At 72.0% G+C, this 19,132-nt stretch carries 18 protein-coding genes; 7 read left to right on the plus strand and 11 right to left on the minus strand.

From position 1 onward, the window contains the following. The first annotated feature begins 114 nt into the window (after window positions 1–114). Window positions 115–1,470 (plus strand): NADP-specific glutamate dehydrogenase, encoded by a 1,356-nt coding sequence (gene gdhA, locus ACYVHU_RS20945; protein WP_078759741.1) that lies wholly within the window; start codon window positions 115–117, stop codon window positions 1,468–1,470. Window positions 1,471–1,508: 38 nt separating this feature from the next. On the opposite strand, the gene ACYVHU_RS20950 is transcribed toward gdhA, so the two are convergent. Further along, on the minus strand, window positions 1,509–2,069 hold the full coding sequence (locus ACYVHU_RS20950) for a flavin reductase family protein (RefSeq protein ID WP_327307617.1): 561 nt from the start codon (window positions 2,067–2,069) through the stop codon (window positions 1,509–1,511). 207 nt (window positions 2,070–2,276) lie between these two features. Here ACYVHU_RS20950 and ACYVHU_RS20955 point away from each other — a divergent pair, with 207 nt between their 5' ends. Continuing rightward, the gene (locus tag ACYVHU_RS20955) at window positions 2,277–2,990 is read left to right on the plus strand and encodes a cell wall anchor protein (RefSeq protein WP_432941358.1); all 714 of its coding nucleotides are present in this window, start codon (window positions 2,277–2,279) and stop codon (window positions 2,988–2,990) included. A gap of 49 nt (window positions 2,991–3,039) precedes the next feature. Then, complete coding sequence (locus ACYVHU_RS20960; RefSeq protein ID WP_432941361.1) at window positions 3,040–3,780, plus strand: VldE C-terminal domain-containing protein; 741 nt, start codon at window positions 3,040–3,042, stop codon at window positions 3,778–3,780. A 15-nt stretch (window positions 3,781–3,795) separates the two neighbouring features. Here the strand turns inward: ACYVHU_RS20960 and ACYVHU_RS20965 are convergent, their stop codons facing one another. Beyond that, window positions 3,796–4,971 (minus strand): MFS transporter, encoded by a 1,176-nt coding sequence (locus ACYVHU_RS20965; protein ID WP_498949312.1) that lies wholly within the window; start codon window positions 4,969–4,971, stop codon window positions 3,796–3,798. A gap of 539 nt (window positions 4,972–5,510) precedes the next feature. On the opposite strand from ACYVHU_RS20965, the gene ACYVHU_RS20970 reads away from it, so the two are divergent. Together ACYVHU_RS20970 and ACYVHU_RS20975 are read left to right on the plus strand one after the other, a co-directional pair. After that, window positions 5,511–6,998 carry a TldD/PmbA family protein gene (locus ACYVHU_RS20970; protein ID WP_078759744.1) on the plus strand — a complete coding sequence of 496 codons (1,488 nt, stop codon included), beginning with the start codon at window positions 5,511–5,513 and terminating at the stop codon, window positions 6,996–6,998. 23 nt (window positions 6,999–7,021) lie between these two features. Beyond that, window positions 7,022–8,431: a metallopeptidase TldD-related protein gene (locus ACYVHU_RS20975; protein ID WP_235000629.1), complete on the plus strand. Its 1,410-nt coding sequence runs from the start codon at window positions 7,022–7,024 to the stop codon at window positions 8,429–8,431. A gap of 207 nt (window positions 8,432–8,638) precedes the next feature. On the opposite strand, the gene ACYVHU_RS20980 is transcribed toward ACYVHU_RS20975, so the two are convergent. After that, a complete protein-coding gene (locus ACYVHU_RS20980) occupies window positions 8,639–8,848 on the minus strand; it encodes a dodecin (protein WP_078759745.1) in 210 nt (69 codons plus the stop codon). A gap of 448 nt (window positions 8,849–9,296) precedes the next feature. Here ACYVHU_RS20980 and ACYVHU_RS20985 point away from each other — a divergent pair, with 448 nt between their 5' ends. Further along, window positions 9,297–9,536: a hypothetical protein gene (locus ACYVHU_RS20985; RefSeq protein WP_078759746.1), complete on the plus strand. Its 240-nt coding sequence runs from the start codon at window positions 9,297–9,299 to the stop codon at window positions 9,534–9,536. A 9-nt stretch (window positions 9,537–9,545) separates the two neighbouring features. On the opposite strand, the gene mobA is transcribed toward ACYVHU_RS20985, so the two are convergent. The 7 genes from mobA to moaA form a co-directional block, all read right to left on the minus strand. Next, the gene (gene mobA / locus ACYVHU_RS20990; RefSeq protein WP_078759747.1) at window positions 9,546–10,148 is read right to left on the minus strand and encodes a molybdenum cofactor guanylyltransferase; all 603 of its coding nucleotides are present in this window, start codon (window positions 10,146–10,148) and stop codon (window positions 9,546–9,548) included. Window positions 10,149–10,187: 39 nt separating this feature from the next. Continuing rightward, window positions 10,188–11,570: a diaminopimelate decarboxylase gene (lysA, locus tag ACYVHU_RS20995; protein ID WP_078759748.1), complete on the minus strand. Its 1,383-nt coding sequence runs from the start codon at window positions 11,568–11,570 to the stop codon at window positions 10,188–10,190. Between the two features lie 8 nt (window positions 11,571–11,578). Beyond that, window positions 11,579–11,911 carry an SAV_915 family protein gene (locus tag ACYVHU_RS21000; protein WP_144290649.1) on the minus strand — a complete coding sequence of 111 codons (333 nt, stop codon included), beginning with the start codon at window positions 11,909–11,911 and terminating at the stop codon, window positions 11,579–11,581. Window positions 11,912–12,237: 326 nt separating this feature from the next. Next, on the minus strand, window positions 12,238–12,831 hold the full coding sequence (locus ACYVHU_RS21005) for a hypothetical protein (protein WP_144290650.1): 594 nt from the start codon (window positions 12,829–12,831) through the stop codon (window positions 12,238–12,240). A gap of 34 nt (window positions 12,832–12,865) precedes the next feature. Next, a complete protein-coding gene (locus ACYVHU_RS21010; protein ID WP_432941372.1) occupies window positions 12,866–13,501 on the minus strand; it encodes a hypothetical protein in 636 nt (211 codons plus the stop codon). A 277-nt stretch (window positions 13,502–13,778) separates the two neighbouring features. After that, a complete protein-coding gene (locus ACYVHU_RS21015) occupies window positions 13,779–14,966 on the minus strand; it encodes an RtcB family protein (protein ID WP_078759750.1) in 1,188 nt (395 codons plus the stop codon). A 143-nt stretch (window positions 14,967–15,109) separates the two neighbouring features. Continuing rightward, window positions 15,110–16,099: a GTP 3',8-cyclase MoaA gene (moaA, locus tag ACYVHU_RS21020; protein ID WP_498949313.1), complete on the minus strand. Its 990-nt coding sequence runs from the start codon at window positions 16,097–16,099 to the stop codon at window positions 15,110–15,112. Window positions 16,100–16,391: 292 nt separating this feature from the next. Here moaA and ACYVHU_RS21025 point away from each other — a divergent pair, with 292 nt between their 5' ends. Further along, window positions 16,392–17,210, plus strand: coding sequence for an alpha/beta hydrolase (locus tag ACYVHU_RS21025; RefSeq protein WP_078759752.1), 819 nt, complete (start codon window positions 16,392–16,394; stop codon window positions 17,208–17,210). A 45-nt stretch (window positions 17,211–17,255) separates the two neighbouring features. Here ACYVHU_RS21025 and ACYVHU_RS21030 read toward each other — a convergent pair whose 3' ends face one another. Beyond that, complete coding sequence (locus ACYVHU_RS21030) at window positions 17,256–19,118, minus strand: AMP-dependent synthetase/ligase (RefSeq protein ID WP_432941377.1); 1,863 nt, start codon at window positions 19,116–19,118, stop codon at window positions 17,256–17,258. Between the last annotated feature and the right edge of the window lie 14 nt (window positions 19,119–19,132).

The following is a 19,132-nucleotide window of genomic DNA, read 5'->3' on the forward strand; positions in this document are numbered from 1 at the left end:
CGTCAGGGTCGGCAACGGCGCCGGGCACCTCAGGGACGATCATCCGGCGTCTTCCGCCGACGCGCCGTGAACGCGCGTCGCGCGAGGAACGCCCAGCGACGCGGAGGCATACCTATGTCAACATTCCAGGGAGACGAGCGCATCGAGGCGTTGCACGCCCAGATCCTGGAACGCAACCCCGGTGAACGGGAGTTCCACCAGGCCGTGGGCGAGGTGCTGGAGACCCTCGCCCCCGTCCTCAGGCAGCGCCCCGAGTTCGTCGAGGCCCGGCTCATCGAACGGATCTGCGAACCGGAGCGCCAGATCATCTTCCGTGTCCCCTGGACCGACGACGCCGGCGACATCCACGTCAACCGCGGCTTCCGGGTGGAGTTCAACAGTGCCCTCGGCCCCTACAAGGGCGGCCTGCGCTTCCACCCGACGGTGAACCTCGGCATCGTGAAGTTCCTCGGTTTCGAGCAGATCTTCAAGAACGCGCTCACCGGTCTGTCCATCGGGGGCGGCAAGGGCGGCAGCGACTTCGACCCCAAGGGGCGTTCCGACGCCGAGGTCATGCGCTTCTGCCAGTCGTTCATGACCGAGCTGTACCGTCACCTGGGCGAGCACACCGACGTCCCCGCGGGGGACATCGGCGTGGGCGGCCGCGAGATCGGTTACCTGTTCGGCCAGTACCGGCGCATCACCAACCGCTACGAGGCGGGCGTCCTCACCGGCAAGGGGACGGCCTGGGGCGGCTCGCAGGTACGCACCGAGGCGACCGGTTACGGGGTCGTGCTGTTCACCGCCGAGATGCTGCGGGCGCGCGGACGCTCCCTGGAGGGGCTGCGTGTCGCGGTCTCCGGTTCGGGAAACGTCGCGCTGTACGCGATCGAAAAGGCCCAGCAGCTGGGCGCGACCGTGGTCACCTGCTCCGACTCCGGTGGTTACGTCGTCGACGAGAAGGGCATCGATCTCGATCTGCTCAAGCAGATCAAGGAGATCGAGCGGGGGCGCGTCGCAGACTACGCCGAACGGCGTGGCGGCGACGCCCGGTACGTCACGACCGGAGGCGTCTGGGACGTCCCCTGTGACGTGGCCCTGCCCTGCGCCACCCAGAACGAGCTGACCGGGGAGGACGCCGCGACCCTGGTGCGCAACGGCGTGATCGCGGTCGCCGAGGGCGCGAACATGCCCACCACCCCGGAAGGGGTGCGTGTCCTCCAGGAGGCCGGGGTCGCCTTCGGCCCGGGCAAGGCCGCCAACGCCGGCGGCGTGGCGACCAGCGCCCTGGAGATGCAGCAGAACGCGGCGCGCGAGTCCTGGTCCTTCTCCCGGACCGAGACCCGTCTGGCCGAGGTCATGCGCGACATCCACGACGCATGCGTGCAGACCGCCGAACGCTACGGGCGGCCCGGTGACTACGTCGTCGGCGCCAACATCGCCGGCTTCGAACGGGTGGCCGAGGCCATGCTGGCCCAGGGCGTCATCTGAGGTCGTGACCTGGCGGGTCGGAGCCGATCCGGCCCGCCTCAGGCGTCGAAGCGCCCGTAGCGACTGCGGTGGTAGAGCAGCGGGCGTCCCTCCTCGCGTACCGCCGCGTCGATCACCCTCCCCACCACGAGCCAGTGGTCGCCCACGGCGAGCAGGTCGTGCCGGCGGCACAGGACGTGCCCGACGGTCCCGTCGAGCAGTGGGGCGCCCCCGGGAGCCGGATACCACGTGGTCGGCGCGGCGAACCTGTCGATCCCTCTGGTGGCGAAACGCGCGGCGAGGTCGCGCTGTCCCTCGTCCAGGATGTTGATCGCAAACGTCGCGGAGTCGCGGATGCCCGGCCACGACCCCGAACGCGCGTCGATGTAGAAGGAGACCAGGGGCGGGTCCAGGCTGACACTGGTGAACGAGGTCGCGGTGACGCCGACCGGCACGTCGCCGGGATGGGCGGTCACGACCACCACCCCCGCCGCGTGCGACCCCAGGGTCTGCCGGAACGTCTGGGGGCTCACCGCCGGGAGGTCGCGCGGTCGCGTGCCGTCGGGACGCGACACGGTGTCCCTGCCGCCGTTGTTCCCCGCCCTCGTCGAAGCCTTCACGTGTTCCGCCTCTCGCCTCGTGTCGTCCAATGGGCCACCACGCACAGCCAGGCCGGAAAAGGACCTATTCCCCACGCCGATTGTGACGAATGCCCTTGGGAGTCGATGCTGACGGGCTCTGACCGATTCGCGCCACCCCCGTTGAACGCCGGACGAAGGCGTGTGACGATCCGGATGGCCCGTCCTCGCCCGCCGATCGGAGAGGCCATGACCACCGGCCAGGTGCTGCTCCTCGTGGGTATGGGGATCTTCCATGGGATCAATCCGGGCATGGGCTGGCTGGTCGCGGTCTCTCGGGGGTTACAGGAATGTAGCCGGGCCGCGCTGCTGTGGTCGTTGCCGGCCATCGTCGGCGGACACGCCGCGTCGGTCGCGGTGGTCGCCGTGGCGGTGACGGTGACCGGCTCCCTCGTCGCGTCGCACTGGTTCGCCGTGGCCGGAGGGGCGGTCGTCACCGTCGCGGGGCTGGGCGTGCTCCTCTCCCGGTCCCACTTTCACTGGCGTGACGTGCGTCCGTCGTCGTGGCAGCTCGCCGGGTGGTCCTTCCTGATGTCGTCGTTGCACGGCGCCGGGCTGATGCTCCTGCCGGTGCTGGCCGGCGACATCGCCGAGGGGGCCACGGGGGGCGGGGGGCACGGACACGGGCACGGGCATGGCCGTCCCCAACCTGTCCCGGTCGCCTCCGAAGAGGCGGTGGCGGTGCCCGAGGGCGGATGGGAGCTGGCCGACGCGACCCTGCTCGGACTTGCGGCGACCGGCGTGCACACGGTGGCGATGCTCGTGGCGACCGGTGTCGTCGCCCTTGTCGTCTACGACTTCTTCGGGGTGAACGCGCTGCGCCTGTCGTGGGTGACCATGGACCGGATCTGGGCGTTCTCCCTCATAGGGGGTGGCCTGTTCGTGCTGTGGGGCGCGCTGTGATCACGGCCGTGGGGCGCGACCGCTCCCGCGCCCACCCTAAAGTCACGGTATGCGGTGGATACGGGGATTGGTGGCCACGCTGTGCGTGGTCGGGGTCGTGGCGCTGGTGGCGGTGTTGGGCGGACGGTGGGTGAGCGACCGCCTGGCCCCCACCGCCCTTCCGTGGGGGCCGGCGTGCTCGGTGGAGACCTCCACGGGAACCGTTGGGCTGACGGTCGAGGAGGCGCGTCGGGCGACGACGGCGGTCGCCTTGGAGGCGCGCGGCGCCGAGGCCCCGGCCACCGACAGAATCGATCCGCTGGTGCTGGAACGGCTGCGTTCGGGCCCGCCCGATGACGCCGGTCCCAGCCTGACCTGCCGCGCCCAGGCCGATGCGGACCTGCCCGTGGAGGAGATGACGGACACGGGCCTGACCCCCCGCGCCGAACGGGTCCGCACGGCCATGGCCGAGGTGTTCGGCGAGCAGAGCCTCGGCGGGTTCCAGCCGGGCGGGGTCGACAGTGGCCACGGCGCGGACTCCGCCCACTACGACGGACGGGCCATCGACATCTTCTACCGCCCGGTCGACGAGGAGAACCGGCGGGCCGGCTGGTTGCTCGCGCACTGGCTGGTGGCCCACGCCGAGGAGCTCGACCTCGCCGTGATCATCTTCGACGACCGGATCTGGAGCACCCGGTTCTCCGTGGCGGGCTGGCGCGACTACGACTCCCCCGACCCCACCAACGAGATCCTGCGGCACCTCGACCACGTGCACGTCGACGTCCAGCGGGGCGCTCCGGCCTCGGGGTGAGCCGGACGCCCGGGCTCACGGGCCGGCCGTCTCGGGCGCGGCCAGCGCCGCCGGGAGACCGGCCCGGCGCGGTCGCGCGGCCAGGAGCGCCAGGGTGAGCGCGCCCAGGGCCACGGCCCCGCCGACCGGTCCCAGACCGGAGGTCCCGAGCTCTTCCACCGTCTCCCCGCCGAGCGTCCCGCCCAGTCCCATCCCCAGCCAGATCGCCGAGACGTTGAGCGCCGACGCGGCGCCGACGGCCACGGGTGTCACCTGGAGGAGCCGCGCCTGCGCCGCGGGCGCGACCCCCCAGGCCCCCAGCCCCCACAGCACGACGCAGAGCAGGACCGGGAGGGGCGCGCCGTCGGTGAGGGGGAGGGCGAGGAGCCCCAGGGCCAGCGCCGTCAGGGAGGCCCCCATCGCCACCGCCGGGCCGAACCGGTCGCTGGCCCAGCCGGCGATCGAGGTACCGGCCGCGCCGGCCAGGCCGTAGCAGACCAGGAACAGGCCCACCGCCTGCCCGGTCGCCCCTCCGAAACCGCTCAGCAACGGTACGACGAAGGTGTAGGCGGTGGAGTCGGCGAGGGCGGCGAGAGCGGACACCCCCAGCACCTTGGTCAGCGCGCCCTCTCCCAGCGGCGCCAGTCCGGAGCGCAGCGAGGTTCGCGGCGGCCGCGGTGTCTGAGGCAGCGCGCCGATCCCCGCCGCCGCGGCCAGGACCAGCACGGCGACGACCGCGAACACGGCCTGGGCGCCGAGGTGCTGGGAGAGGAGGACTCCGGCCGGGACCCCGAGGACGGGGGCGAGGGCCGAGCCCGTGACGACCAGGGCGACGAGAGCGCCTCGCCGCTCGGGTCGGGCCAGGTCGGCCGCCAGGACGAGGGCCGTGGGGGTGAACACGCTCGCGCCGATCGCCACCACGACGCGGGCCCCGGCCAGCCAGAGCAGCCCCGGCGCCAGCGCGGTCAGGAGGTTTCCGACGGCGCACACGCCCAGCGCGGCCCACAGCACTCGGCGCCGGTCCAGGGGACCCAGCAGGCCGGCCCACAGGGGCGCCCCGATGGCGTAGGCCAGGGCGTAGACGGTGACGAGCAGGCCGGCCGAGGGAACCGTGGTGCCGGTCGCCTCGGCGATATCGGGAAGCAGGCCCGAGACGAGGTAGGCGCCGGTGTTGACGGCGAAGTTGCCCAATGCGAGGGGAACGATCCTCACGGACACGGTGGCTCCTGCTGACGCTGCGAAAGGCGGTGGAACGGGAAGTGGTGGTCTCGGGACGCGGACGGCGTGCGGGCGACACGAGACCTCAATACGTCCCATCATCGGATCACCCGATCAAGGGACTTCCCCGTGCGGGCGCGTCCCGCCACGGTTCGACCCGCCGAGGAGGCGGTCGCACGAATGGCGGAGGACAGGCACCGAACGGCGCTTTGACGCAATGACCTGTTCCATCCCCGAGGGGATGAAATGGGGGTGTTTCCTCACCCGGCCGCCGCGCCGATGGCGAGGCGTGAGAACCGCGTGATGGGACAACGTTAACAGCCGGCAGACGCCCGGACAGGGCGTTATCTCATGGCCGATACCACACCCACGGCGGTAAACGCAGAAAGCCTCCCAGGCGACATATCTGATCCCCTATTTCCCGTCCCACCTGCGCTCTTCCCCTCCCCGTCCCGGCGGCAGCGGGGCCGAAACGGCGAAGTCGGGGGACGTCGACCTGGTCCGGCGGCCGTCCAGGCACTACGTTGCGACACGTGCGTGATATCGACCCTGACTTCCTCGACCTGCCGTTGCGCGGGCTCGCCGACGCGGCCCTGCAACGCGCCCGTGACCTCGGCGTAGACCACGCCGACTTCCGACTCGAACGCATCCGCGGTCAAAACCTCGCCCTGACCGACGGAGAGGTGGAGACGGCCGCGGACTCCGAGACCCTGGGATTCGCGGTGCGGGTCATCCACAAGGGCACCTGGGGCTTCGCCGCGGGAACCACCCTGACCCCGGACGCCGCCGCGGCGGTGGCCTCCCGCGCGGTGGAGGTGGCGCAGGTGGCCTCCTCGATCAACACCGAGCCGATCGAGCTGGCCGCCGAGCCGGCCCATCGCGACGTCACCTGGGTGTCGTCCTACCAGAGCGACCCCTTCGAGGTCCCCGTCCACGACAAGATCGCCCTGCTGGCCGAGTGGAGCCACCGCCTGCTGGCCGATTCAAGAGTCGACCACGTGGACGCCTCGCTCAGGCAGGTCAAGGAACAGAAGTTCTACGCCGACACCGCCGGCACCGTGACCACCCAGCAGCGCGTCCGGCTCGCCCCCCAGATCGAGGCCCTGGCCACCTCCGAGGGGCGCTTCGACGGTATGCGCACGCTGCTGCCGCCGGCGGGGCGGGGGTATGAGTACGTCCCGCTCCTGGAGGCGGAACTCGCCGACCTGCCGGACCTGCTCGCCGCCAAGCTCGCCGCCCCCAGCGTCACCCCCGGCCACTACGACCTGGTCATCGACCCCTCCAACCTGTGGCTGACCATCCACGAGTCGATCGGGCACGCCACCGAGCTCGACCGCGCCCTGGGCTATGAGGCCGCCTACGCGGGGACCTCCTTCGCCACGGTGGACGGCCTGGGAACGCTGCGCTACGGTTCGCCGATCATGAACGTGACCGGCGACCGCACGGTGGAACACGGGCTGGCCAGCATCGGCTACGACGACGAGGGCGTGCAGACCTCCTCCTTCGACCTGATCCGCGACGGCGTCCTCGTCGGCTACCAGCGCGACCGCCGCATCTCCCGGCTCCAGGGCCTTGAGCGCTCCAACGGCTGCGCCTTCGCCGACTCGCCCGCGACCATGCCGATCCAGCGCATGGCCAACGTGTCGCTGGCCCCCGCGCCGGACGGCCCCTCCACCGAGGAGCTGATCTCGGGGGTGGAGCGCGGCATCTACATCGTCGGCGACCGGAGCTGGTCCATCGACATGCAGCGCTACAACTTCCAGTTCACCGGTCAGCGTTTCTACCTCATCGAGGGCGGGAGGATCGCCGGGCAGGTGCGCGACGTCGCCTACCAGGCCACCACGACGGAGTTCTGGAACTCGATGCGGGCCCTGGGCGGTCCGCAGACCTACGTGCTGGGCGGCGCGTTCAACTGCGGCAAGGGCCAGCCGGGACAGGTGGCACCGGTCAGCCACGGCTGTCCGAGCGCGCTGTTCGAGGGTGTACGGGTGCTCAACACCGTGCAGGAGGCCGGGGCGTGAGCGACGTGAGTGAAAGGTATGGCGTGAACCAGTCCGCTTCCCCGCAGGAGATCGTCGAACGGGCGCTCGGGCTGTCCCGATCAGACGACTGCATGGTGATCGTGAGCGAGGACAGCACGGCCAACCTACGTTGGGCGGGCAACTCCCTCACCACCAACGGCCTCACCCGGGGACGCACCGTCACGGTGGTCTCGTTGACCGGTGGACGGGCCGGCGTGTCGGCGGGTGTGGTGCGGCGCAGCGGGCTGCGCGATGACCTGCTGGAGGACCTGGTGCGCGCGGCCGAGGCGGCGAGCCGTGACGCGCCGCCCGCCGAGGAGGCGCGTCCCCTGATCACACCGGAACAGGCTCCGGCCACCGATTGGGACTCCCCTCCGGCCGAGACCGGGATCGCGGTCTTCGAACGCTTCGCCCCCCGGCTCGGGGCGGCCTTCGAGAGGGCCAGGGGCCGGGGGAACCTCCTGTACGGCTATGCCGAGCACACCATGAGCTCGACCTACCTGGGCACCTCCAGCGGTGTGCGGTTGCGGCACGACCAGCCGAGCGGCACCGTCGATATCAACGCGAAGTCCGGCGAGTCGGCCTCGGGCGCGGCGCACTCCGCCTGGGTGGGCCGGGCCACCCGGGACTTCGCCGACATCGACGTCGAGGCGCTGGCGGCCGAGCTGGACCGACGGCTGGCCTGGGGACGGCGTCGGGTGGACCTGCCCGCCGGGCGTTATGAGACGGTGCTGCCTCCCGAGGCCGTCGCCGACCTGATGATCAACCTGTACTTCGACATCGGGGCGCGTGACGCCTTCGAGGGGCGTACCGCCTTCTCCGCGCCCGGGGGCGGCACCCGGGTGGGCGAACGCCTGGCCGGGCTTCCGCTGACGTTGCGCAGCGACCCGGCCCAGCCGGGGCTGGAGTGCGCGCCGTTCGTGCTCTCCGGCGCCCCGGGACGGTGGCTCAGCGCGTTCGACAACGGCCTGCCCCGGGGGCCGGTGGAGTGGGTGCGCAAGGGGGAGCTGGCCGCGCTGGGGCAGACCCGCCACTCCGCCGAGCTGACGGGGTTGCCGCTCACCCCGCCGGTGGACAACCTCGTCCTGGAGCTGCCCGGTGCCACCGCGACGCTGGACGACCTGGTCGCGGGCACCACCCGCGGCCTGCTCTTGACCTGTCTGTGGTACATCCGCACGGTGGACCCCCAGACGATGCTGCTGACGGGGCTGACCCGTGACGGTGTCTACCTGGTCGAGGACGGCGAGGTCGTGGGCGCGGTGAACAACTTCCGCTTCAACGAGTCGCCGGTCGGCCTGCTCGGCCGGATCTCGGAGGCGGGAGCGAGCGTCGCGGCCCTGTCCCGGGAGGTCGGTGATTTCTTCCCCCGCAGCATGATGCCTCCGGTGCGCGTGCCGGACTTCAACATGTCGACGGTGAGCCAGGCCTCGTGACGGCGTGACCCCGCCCCGTGTCGGCGTACGCGGGGCGGGGTCGATCCCGGACCAATTTCCCTCTTTTCCTACTGGCTAACTTGGTTTAAGCTGTCTCCATGCCCCGGGAAGCCCCCGGAGCCGGGGCCGGCGCCGTCTGTGCGGGTGCGTCGCCGGTGAGGGTCGCGCCGCGCGACAGCGCGGGTCCCGCGGCGCGACCGACCCCTTTCACCCCTCCAGGCGGAAGCCGATCTTCAATCCCACCTGGAAGTGCGCGATCTCGCCGTTCTCGATGTGGCCGCGCAGCTCGGTGACCTCGAACCAGTCCAGGCCGCGCAGCGTCGAGGAGGCCCGGGCGATTCCGTTGCGGATCGCCTTCTCGACGCCCTCTGGCGAGGTTCCCACGATTTCGGTGACGCGATAGGTGTGCTCGGACATGGTTCATCCCCCAGAATCGATGTGGCGAAGCCGCTTCCCCACCCTTCGCCGGCCAATCCCGATCCGCCGGCCGGGACAACGGGGGGACTTGACGATTCCGTGAACTCAAAGCAACCCGCCCGTGACCGATCTCCCGGGTGTGACCAGTGGTACTCCGGTGCCCTTGGTGGTGTTTTAGGGCCAAAGGGCAAGGAAAGTACGGGACTCTCCCGAGATCACGTCGTAACAGACTCTTGACGTACAGGGGGGATGGGCGGTGTACATTGGGAATCAGCGCTTCGGTCCCCCGTCGAAGCGCACGGTCGGTGTTTCGAGCCCCCGTCGAAACACCGCATGCGACGTCGGGTGGTTTGCCCCCGTAGCCACCCGGCGTCGCTTTTTGTCGCCCGGGATTCCCCCTTGACCTTTTCCCGGTCGAGATCACGCTTTTCGAGCCCGGGGGTAAAGAATGCGCAACGAGGACGACGAACAGGCGCGGCCCACAGGCCCGCACGAGGCGCGCTGCTCCCGCCGGGGATGCGCCCTCCCCGCCCGGTGGGCGCTGCGGTGGAACAACCCCCGCCTGCACACCCCCGAGCGCCGCAAGACCTGGCTCGCCTGCGACGAGCACCGGGCCTACCTCACCTCGTTCCTGGACGTCCGCGGCTTCCTCCGCGAGACGGTCCCCTTCGAGGACCTGGAGGACTGAGAGGGCGGCTCAGCCGGTGGCCTCATCCGGCCGAGGCGGCCTCACCGTGGCGCGGGCCCGGGCGAGCGCCTCGGGGGTGTCGCAGTCGAAAACCGCGATCCCGCTGTCCGCCAGGTCGGCCGGGGAGACCCGCACCGGTTCCAACGGGGCGAGGAGACCGCGCAGCGACCGCCCCGCGTAGTCGGCCAGGGCCCGACGAAGCGCATGGGTCGACCAGATCCCCGCCAGCCACTGCGGATGCCCCTCGGCGTCCACCGCGACCGCCCCGTTCGCCCCCTCGGCCGCCGCGAGCAGGCGCTCGAGATCGGCGGCGGTGAAGAAAGGCATGTCGGCGGCGAGCACGGCGCACCACGGGGCATCCACCTGGGCGATCCCGGCCCGCAGCGCCGGGACCGGGCCGCCCCCGGGCGGGTCCTCCCGGACGTAGCGGGCGGCCGGACGGGAGCGTTCGGGCCCCACGATCACCAGCCGCCGCGCACCGCGCGCCGCCGCCGCGACGCGCTCCACCAGTGTGGTCCCGCCGACGTCGAGCCCCGGCTTGTCCACACCCCCCAGCCGGCGCGCGGCGCCGCCGGCCAGGATGACCGCGTCGAAGGATCGCGTCCGTGCCATCAGGCCCCCTGGATCCGCACCGGGCGCGTCCCGTCGACGTCACCCCTTCCCAGGATGCCCCACGGGTTCAACGGTCCGGCCCTGACGGACTGCGACGCCGGCCGGCGCCATGTCGCGGGCCAGCAGGTCGGCCTCCGTCTCCGCGCGGACGATCAGGCGCGCGGTCCCCGCGCGGACCGCCACGACCGGCGGGCGCGCGACGAGGTTGTAGTTGGACGCCATCGCGTGGTTGTAGGCGCCGGTCCCCGCGAAGGCCAGCAGGTCACCCGGGCGCACGTCGGCGGGCAGCGCGACGTCGGCCGCCAGCAGATCGCCCGCCTCGCAGTGGCGTCCCGCGATCGTCATGGTGCGCAGCGGGGCCTCGCTGCGCCGCCCCACCAGCGCCACCTCGTGGTGGGCGCCGTACAGCGCGGGACGGGGGTTGTCGCTCATCCCGCCGTCCACCGCGACATAGGCCCCTCCGCCCGGGCGCGCTTTGATCGCCACCACCCGGTACAGGGTGACCCCCGCGGCGGCGGCGATCGCCCGGCCCGGCTCCACGAACAGGCGGGGAACCGGCAGATCGCAGGCCGCGCAGGCGGCGCGCAGCGTGGCGGTGAGGCGCGGCCCCAGCCGGGTGACGTCCAACGCCGCGCCACCGGGACGGGTGGCGACGCCATGCCCTCCGCCGAGGTTCAGCTCGTCGAGGACCCGCCCGTGCCGGTCCCGGATCTCGGCGAGGAGGGCGACGAGGCGGCGCAGCGCGATGAGATAGGGCCGGACCTCGCCGAGCTGTGACCCGATGTGGCAGTGCAGCCCGGTCAGCACGAGTTCGGGATGGTCCAGGACCCGCCGGACCGCCTCCAGCGCGGCGCCCGAGGAGATCGACAGGCCGAACTTCTGGTCCTCGCCCCCGGTGGCCACGGCGGGATGGGTCCGGGTCGTCACACCGGGGGTCACCCGCAGCATGACCCGCTGTGGGCGAGCGCGTGAGGCGCCGGCCGCGATCCGGTTGATCTCGCCGATGGAGTCCACCACGATGCGGCCCACGCCGAGGTCCAGCGCCGCGGCGAGGTCACGCGGGGTCTTGGCGTTCCCGTGCACCAGGACCCGCTCGGGCGGGAACCCGGCGGTGCGGGCGACCGCGAGCTCCCCCGAGGAGGCGAGGTCCAGCCAGAGCCCCTCCTCCTCGATCCACCTGACCATCTCCCGGCACAGGAACGCCTTGCCCGCGTAGGCGATCTCGGCGCCGGGCAGGGCCGACCGGTAGGCCCGGCAGCGATCCCGGACGTCGCGTTCGGCCATGACGTAGACGGGGGTGCCGTAGCGCCGGGCGAGGGCCGCCATCGCGACACCGTCGATCACGAGTTCTCCGGCCGTGGCCCACACCGCGCGGTGCGGCCACGGAGCGCCACAGGGAACGGGGGTCTGTGTGCTGTCCATGTCCCGCCTCAGCCCTGGGCTCGCACGCCGTGGCGCGCGCCGGCCCTGTCACGTTCCCGACCGGCGGGGGCCGGTCCCGATGCCACGACCAGCGGATCGATCCACAGGCGTGAGATCCCCAGCGGGGCGGTCAGCGCGCGCACCGCCGGCTCCGCCAGGCGGATCCAGCGCTGGCCGGCCCCCATGGCCGCGCGTAGGCGCGGGGCCGTGGTGAAGGCCGGCACGACCCGTTCCCCCGATCCCAGGCGGGCCGACCGCAGCGCGACGGCCCCCTTCCCCTCGTGGACGGGGACGAACAGGACGGCGGCCCGTCCCGGTCTCGGTATGTCGGTGTCCATCATTGCGTCGCCTCTCTCGCGCGCGGGTGCCGTGCGGCCCGGTGCGGGCCGTGGATCACGCTAGGTGGAGGCGTTCGCCCGCCGGGAGGGGTTTTGACGCGGGCTTGACGCGCCGGGCCGCGATGTTGACGCGGTCGTGACGGGACACCGGACGGCACGGCGGCTTTCCGGGGATGCCGCACCTCGAAAAGCCGGCCGCCGGCCGGGAACGGCCCGGCCCGGCGTCGGGCGTCTCGCCTGGGATCCCCGCGCGCCGGGGTGTTGCCACCATGAGAAGCCGGACATGGAGCGGGGCCCGGACCGTCCGGTCCGGGCCCCGCCCCTCCCCGTCAGAGGCCGGAGGTCGGGCCGTTGGCGGCCACCAGCCGCTCCAGCAGCCCCCTGTAGCCGCGCAGGGCCTGGCGCAGCTCCTCGGTGTCGGCGGTGGCGCCGTCGCCGCTCCACCGGCGTTCGAGGGCGCGCCGGTGTTCGTTGAGTGCGGCCGTCAGCTCCTCCACGGCGTGGCCGACGAGCCGGTCCGCCTCGCGCACGGCGCGCTGCGGGTCGTCGACGAAGTCGCCCTGGAGCTCACGCCAGCGTGTGCGGTAGTCCTCCCCACCGGTCGCCGCCGGGCTCGATCCGGCGCCGCCGCGCGCGGCGGCGGTCCGCGGCGCCGGAACCCGGCCGCTGTCGGTGGAGGCCGCCACGGCCGGGTCGCGGGACAACCGCGTGGTGGTGTCGGCGTGTTCCCCGGTGGATGCGGTGTCGTGGTCGTCGGGGTGGGTGTCGACGAAGCCGACCATGGTGTCGTCGGCCCTTTGGTCGCCGGCGGACGCCTCGTGGGCGCTGCGCCGCTTCTCCGAGCGGCGGAAGTTCCAGCGCGCCTCACGGCGGCTGGCCTCGACGTCGTCGGGGGCGGTTCGGGTGTCGCGTTCGGAATGCACGGATGCTCCTCCTTCGGGTCCGTGGTCCTCGTGGTCAGCGTGCGGCGTCACTGCGCGGGGAGTCCGTCGACGGTCGGTGAGCCGCGCCGTGCTCGGCCGGTCCGTGCTCGCTCTGTCCGTCGGCGCCGCGTGGATCGGTCTCCAGCAGTTCGGCGAAGAGGGTCCGGTAGTGGACCATGGCGTTGCGCAGGTCCTCGGTCGTGGCCTCGCCGCGCGCGCCACGCTCGCCGATCTCGCGACCGTCCCGGTAGTGCCCGATCGTGCGGGCGTGCTCCACGGACAGGTCGGCGACCTGCTGCTCGTAACCGTCGGTGGGGTAGCCGCGGTCGGCCATGAGACGTGTCACCAGCCGGTCGGCCTCGCGAACCGCTTCGACGGGTTCGTCGACGAACCGCTCCTGAATTCGCGCCCACCCTTCCGCGTATTGCGTACGCGATTCCGCGGAAAGCGGCCGGATGTGCAATTTCGCGTGCCGTTTCTCACGGCGGGCGAGTTCCCGTTCGGCGCTGCGACGGTCGGGGTGGCGGCGCAGTTCCCGGTCGTATTCCGGGCCGAATTTCTGCTTGAGGTGCCTGCTTCGACGCCCGGGCAGAATCACGAGCGCGGCGGCCACAGCGATCACCACGATGACCGCGATGATGACGAGGCCGATGATCAGGCCCGTGTCCATTTCCTGCCTCCCGTGGGGTCGGGGCCGGATCTCGAACCGGCCATCGGAGGTTCATGTTGGACGCTGCCCTGAGCGAAATCGGTGAAACACCGACCTTCTCCCAGAGGCCCCCGGCCGGCATTTCCGGGAGGCATCCGAAAGCGCATACGGCCATTTCCGTCCCGCTCCCCACCACCGAGCACACGGCCCCCTGATCTCCCCGAGAACGCGCACAGGCCCCGAAGCCGGGCTTCGGGGCCTGTCGCCCGCGGGCCTCACCATTGGCGCCGCGCGTGGGTCACCCTTTGACGCAGATGATCTGGCGCAGGTGGGCGACGACCTCGACCAGGTCGCTTTGGGCCGAGATGACCTCGTTGATGTCCTTGTAGGCGGCGGGGATCTCGTCGAGGACACCGACGTCCTTACGGCACTCCACCCCCTTGGTCTGCTCGATCAGGTCGGCCTGGGTGAAGGTCTTCTTCGCCTTGTTGCGGCTCATCCGCCGTCCGGCTCCGTGGGAGGCGGAGTTGAACGACAACGGGTTGCCCAGGCCACGGACGATGTAGGTGCCGGTGGCCATCGACCCGGGGATGATGCCGAGCTCGCCCCTGCCGGCCCGGATGGCCCCCTTGCGGGTGACCAGCACGTCCACGCCCTCGTAGGTCTCCTCGGCCACGTAGTTGTGGTGACAGGAGATCCACTCGTCGAACCGCACCCGGGGGAAGGACCGGCGCAGCACGTCACAGGTCAACCCCATCATGACGTCGCGGTTGCGGCGGGCGTAGTCCTGGGCCCAGAACAGGTCGCGCCGGTAGGCCTGCATCTGCGGCGTGCCGGCGATGAACACGGCCAGGTCGCGGTCGGGAAGGTCCTGGTTGTGCGGGAGCCGGCGCGCCTGTTCGATGTGGTACTCGGCGAGCTCCTTGCCGATGTTGCGGGAGCCGGAGTGCAGCACCGCCCAGACCGTCGCGTCGTCGTCGAGGCAGATCTCCAGGAAGTGGTTGCCGCCGCCCAGCGTCCCGATCTGCTTGGCGGCGCGTTCGCGCCGGCCGCGCACGGCGGGCGCCAGCGTCTCGAACCCCTCCCAGAAACGGCCCCAGTCGGAGGTCGCGAGCCCGTGCACGCGGCGTGGATCGACGGGGGTGTCGTGCATGTGGAAGCCGACGGGGATCGCCTTCTCCAGGCTGGAGCGCAGCCGGCCGAGGTCGTCGGGCAGGTCCTCGGCCCGCAGCGAGGTCTTGACCGCGGTCATGCCGCAGCCGATGTCCACTCCGACCGCCGAGGGGGAGACGGCGTCGCGCATGGCGATGACCGAGCCGACCGTCGCGCCCTTGCCGTAGTGGACATCGGGCATGACGGCCAGGCCGTGGACCCACGGCAGCATGGTGACGTTGCGCAGCTGGTCCATGGCCGCCTGTTCGACCGTCGCCGGGTCGGCCCACATCCGGATGGGGACCCGGACCCCGGGGGCTTCGGTGTGCGGCATGGGCCTCCTCCTCGTCAATCGGGCGGAACGGCACGGTGGGTCATGTTCACCGTGTCCCAACCATCAAGTCAGAAGCCACCACAGGAGGGCAAATCATTTCTCGCCGCGGATGCCCGGGCGGATCCGGCCGGACCGGCTCCGGCTCACCCCCCGATGGCCGACATCGGGCGGGAGGGTTGCAGGAAACTGGGGTCGTTGATGCCGTGCCCCGGAAGCTTGCCGGCGACCGCGGCCCGCCACCGCTGGGCGATCTCCTCGTCGTCCGCCCCGCCGCGCAACAGCGCGCGCAGGTCCGACTCCTCACGGGCGAACAGGCAGTTGCGGATCTGTCCGTCGGCGGTCAGCCGGACGCGGTCGCAGGCACCGCAGAAGGGGCGGGTCACCGAACCGATGACGCCGACCCGTTGCGGTCCACCGTCGACCCAGAACACCTCGGCGGGCGCGCTGCCGCGCTCGGCGTCGCCGGCGGGCTCCAGGTGGAACTCCGCGCTGAGGCGGTCGAGGATCTCCTCGGCGGTGATCATGTTGTCGCGCCGCCAGCCGTGCTGGGCGTCCAGCGGCATCTGTTCGATGAAGCGCAGCTCGTAGCCGTGGTCGAGGCAGTAGCGCAGCAACCGCGTCGCCTCGTGGTCGTTGACACCGCGCATGAGGACCGCGTTGACCTTGACCGGGACGAGGCCGGCCGCGGCGGCCCCGGCCATGCCCTCGAGTACGTCGTCCAGACGCCGGCGGCGGGCGAGCCGTTCGAACACGTCGGGGTCGAGCGTGTCGAGGGAGACGTTGACCCGCCGCAGTCCCGCCTCGGCCAGGGCCGGAGCCAGGCGGGCCAGCCCGATCCCGTTGGTGGTCAGGGCCGTGGTGGGCCGGGGTTCCAGTGCCGTGGTGGCGGCGACGATCCCGGGCAGGCCACGCCGCAGCAGCGGTTCGCCGCCGGTGAAGCGCACCTCCTCGATCCCCAGCATCGTCACACCGATGCGGATCAGCCGGTTGAGCTCGTCGTCGGTGAGCAGTTCGGGTTTGGGCAGCCAGTCCAGGCCCTCGGGGGGCATGCAGTAGGAGCAGCGCAGGTTGCACCGATCCGTGAGGGAGACCCTCAGATCGGTGGCTGTCCTTCCATAGGAATCGGCCAACACTGGCGTCACCTCCCATGACGGCGGCGGATGGGGTGCGGGGCGCGGAGTCCTCGGTCGCCTCCCGCCACTTCCCCACCCTAGAAGAGAGCACCACCGTGTTTCCAAGCAGGGAACGGGCGGAACGCCCCCGTTCTCTTCCGTTGTGCCTCCCCTGCCCCGTCGCATCGCCCCGGCCTCGTCGAAAGACACGGGAAGGCGCCGCCCCTCGGCGCCGGATTCGGTGTTTCGCACGGCCCTGCCCGAGGACTAGCCTTCCGGTGGCGCACCCGAGCATGGAGGAGAGGACGGGCACGTGGTCGGCACACGGGAGTGGGGGCTGCCGGGCGGTCCCGGCGGATCGGAACGGCTGTTCGCCAAGGCGTGGGCGGCCACCTCCGCCGAGCCCACCTGGCTGGCCGTGCTGGTGCACGGCTACGGTGAGCACATCGGGCGTTACGAGCAGGTCGCCCGGTTCCTTTGCGAGCGTGGCGCGGCCGTCTACGGCCTGGACCATCGCGGGCACGGCCGTTCCTCGGGGGAACGGGTGCTGATCGAGGACTTCGCCGAGGTCGTCGACGACGTGCACCGCGTCGTCACCCAGGCCCGCACGGCCTACCGGTCGCTGCCCCTGGTGCTGGTCGGTCACTCCCTGGGCGGGTTGATCGCGGCCCGCTACACCCAGCGCCACCCTGACGGGGTCAGCGGTCTCGTGCTGTCGGGGCCGGTGCTGGGGCGCTGGACGGTGGCGGAGGAGCTTTTGGCCGCCACCCCGATCCCCGAGACCCCGATCGATCCGGCGACGCTGTCGCGCGATCCCTCGGTCGGCGCCGCCTACGTCGCCGACGAGCTGGTCTGGCACGGCCCGTTCAAACGTCCCACGCTCGCGGCGATCACCACGGAGCTTGGGCGGATCACCGAAAGCGGTCGCACCCACCTGCCGCTGCTCTGGCTGCACGGCTCGCAGGACCGGCTGGTGCCGGTGGCGGACACGCTGGTGGGCATCACGGACTTCGCGGGCCCCGACTTCACCGCCCGGTTGTTCCCCGGGGCGCAACACGAGGTGTTCAACGAGACGAACCGCGCGGAGGTGCTGGAGGAGGTCGCCCGCTTCGCCGGGCGTTTCACGGGGTGAGGCGCGAGGTGACCGCGGCACGCCGCGCGGGAGGGTGCGGCCCGTTCAGGAGCGGTACAGCTCCTCGATCTCGCGGGCGTACCTGGCCTGGACGACGCGGCGTTTGAGCTTGAGCGAGGGGGTCAGCTCCTCGCTCTGCGCGGTCCACTCCACCGGCAGCAGCCGCCATCTCTTGACCTGCTGCACGCGGGCCAGCCTGCGGTTGGCCCGGGCGACCGCCTCTCCCACCTCGGCCAGCACCGCCGGGTGGCGGGCGAGCTCGGCGAGGTCGGTGGTGTCCACGCCGGCCTCGCGCGCCCAGGCCGGCGCGACATCGGGGTCGAGGGTGAGCAGCGCGACCGGGTAGGGGCGGCGGTCTCCGTAGGCGAGCGCCTGGCCGATGAGCCGGTGCTCCTTGAGGAGGTTCTCGATCGCGGCCGGCGCGATGTTCTCCCCTCCCGCCGTGATGATCAGCTCCTTCTTGCGGTCCACGACGTAGAGGAACCCGTCGGCGTCGATACGCCCGATGTCGCCGGTGTGCAGCCAGCCGTCGGCGTCGAACAGGGCGGCGCTGGCCCGCGGCAGGCCGTGGTAACCGGCGGTGTTGACCGGACCGCGCACCTGGATCTCGCCGTCCTCGGCGACGCGCACCTCGATGCCGTCCAGCGGACGGCCGACGCTGCCGAACCTGTAGGCGTCGGCGCGGTTGGCGGAGACCGCGCCGCAGTTCTCGGTCATGCCGTAGATGTCGCGGATGGTGATGCCCAGTCCGGCGAAGAAGCGCAGCACCTCCTCGGGCATCGGCGCGGCGGCGCTGGCGTAGTAGGTCGCGCGGTCCAGGCCGATGAGCCCGCGGATCGGGCGGAGTACCTGCGCGTCGACCCGGGCGTAGCGTTCGGCCAGCGCGGGGGCGGGCTCGTGTCCGTACTGTCCGGCCATGACGTGGGCGCGGGCGACCTCGGCCGCGTCCTCGATCGCGGCGCGCCGGTGCGCCGGTGCGGCGGCGAGCGCGGTGGACAGCCTCGCCTGGAGCTTCTCCCACACCCGCGGAACACCGAACAGCCCGTCGGGCCGCACCAGGCCGAGGTAGGCGCCGAGCTGGTCGTGGTCGGGACAGAAGTGGACGTGACCGCGGACCTTGATCGGCATGTAGACGCTCAGGACGCGCTCGGCGATGTGCGCCAGGGGCAGGTAGGACAGCGTGACCCCGTGCCGGGGGAGGTTGGTGGCCCGTTGGGCGACGGTGACCTGGTAGAGGACCTGGTGGTGGGTCTCGTGGACCCCCTTGGGTTCGCCGGTGGTGCCGGAGGTGTAGAGGAGCGTCGCGTCGTCCCCGGGGGTCACCGCCTCCATGCGCCGGGCGACCTCGGGGTCACCGGTGTCGTGGCGCCGCCGTCCCATCTCCTGGAAGCGGGCCCAGCCGAGGACGCGCCGGCCGGCGATCCGGCCTTCGGGGGGCACCGCGTCGGGGTCGCGCAGGACGAGGGTGTGCAGGTGGGGCAGCCGGTCCAGGATCGGCTCCCAGCAGGCGAGCTGGTCCGTCCCGTCGAGCACGGCGACCTTGGCGGAGCAGTCGGCGGCGATGTAGGCGATCTGCTCGGGGGCGAGGGTGGCGTAGACCGTCAGCGGGACCGCGCCCGCGTGCACCGCTCCAAGGTCGGCGAGCAGGTGCTCGGCGCGGTTGGGCAGCATCAGTGCGACGACGTCGCCGGGGGCGACGCCGATCTCGACGTAGGCGGCCGCGGTCTTCAGGACCGCGCTTCGGTACTGCCGCCAGGTGAGGGTCCGCCAGGTGTCGCCCACCCGGTCGGAGAGGGCGGGGGCCTCTCCGCTGTCGTCGGCGGCGTCGCGGAACCAGTCGATCAGCGTCTTGTCCTTGATCTCGGCCTCTACCTCGGCACGCGCGCGCAGCACGTCGGTCGTTCCCATGGCCTCACTCCGCT

It is taken from the genome of Marinactinospora endophytica (assembly GCF_054780875.1).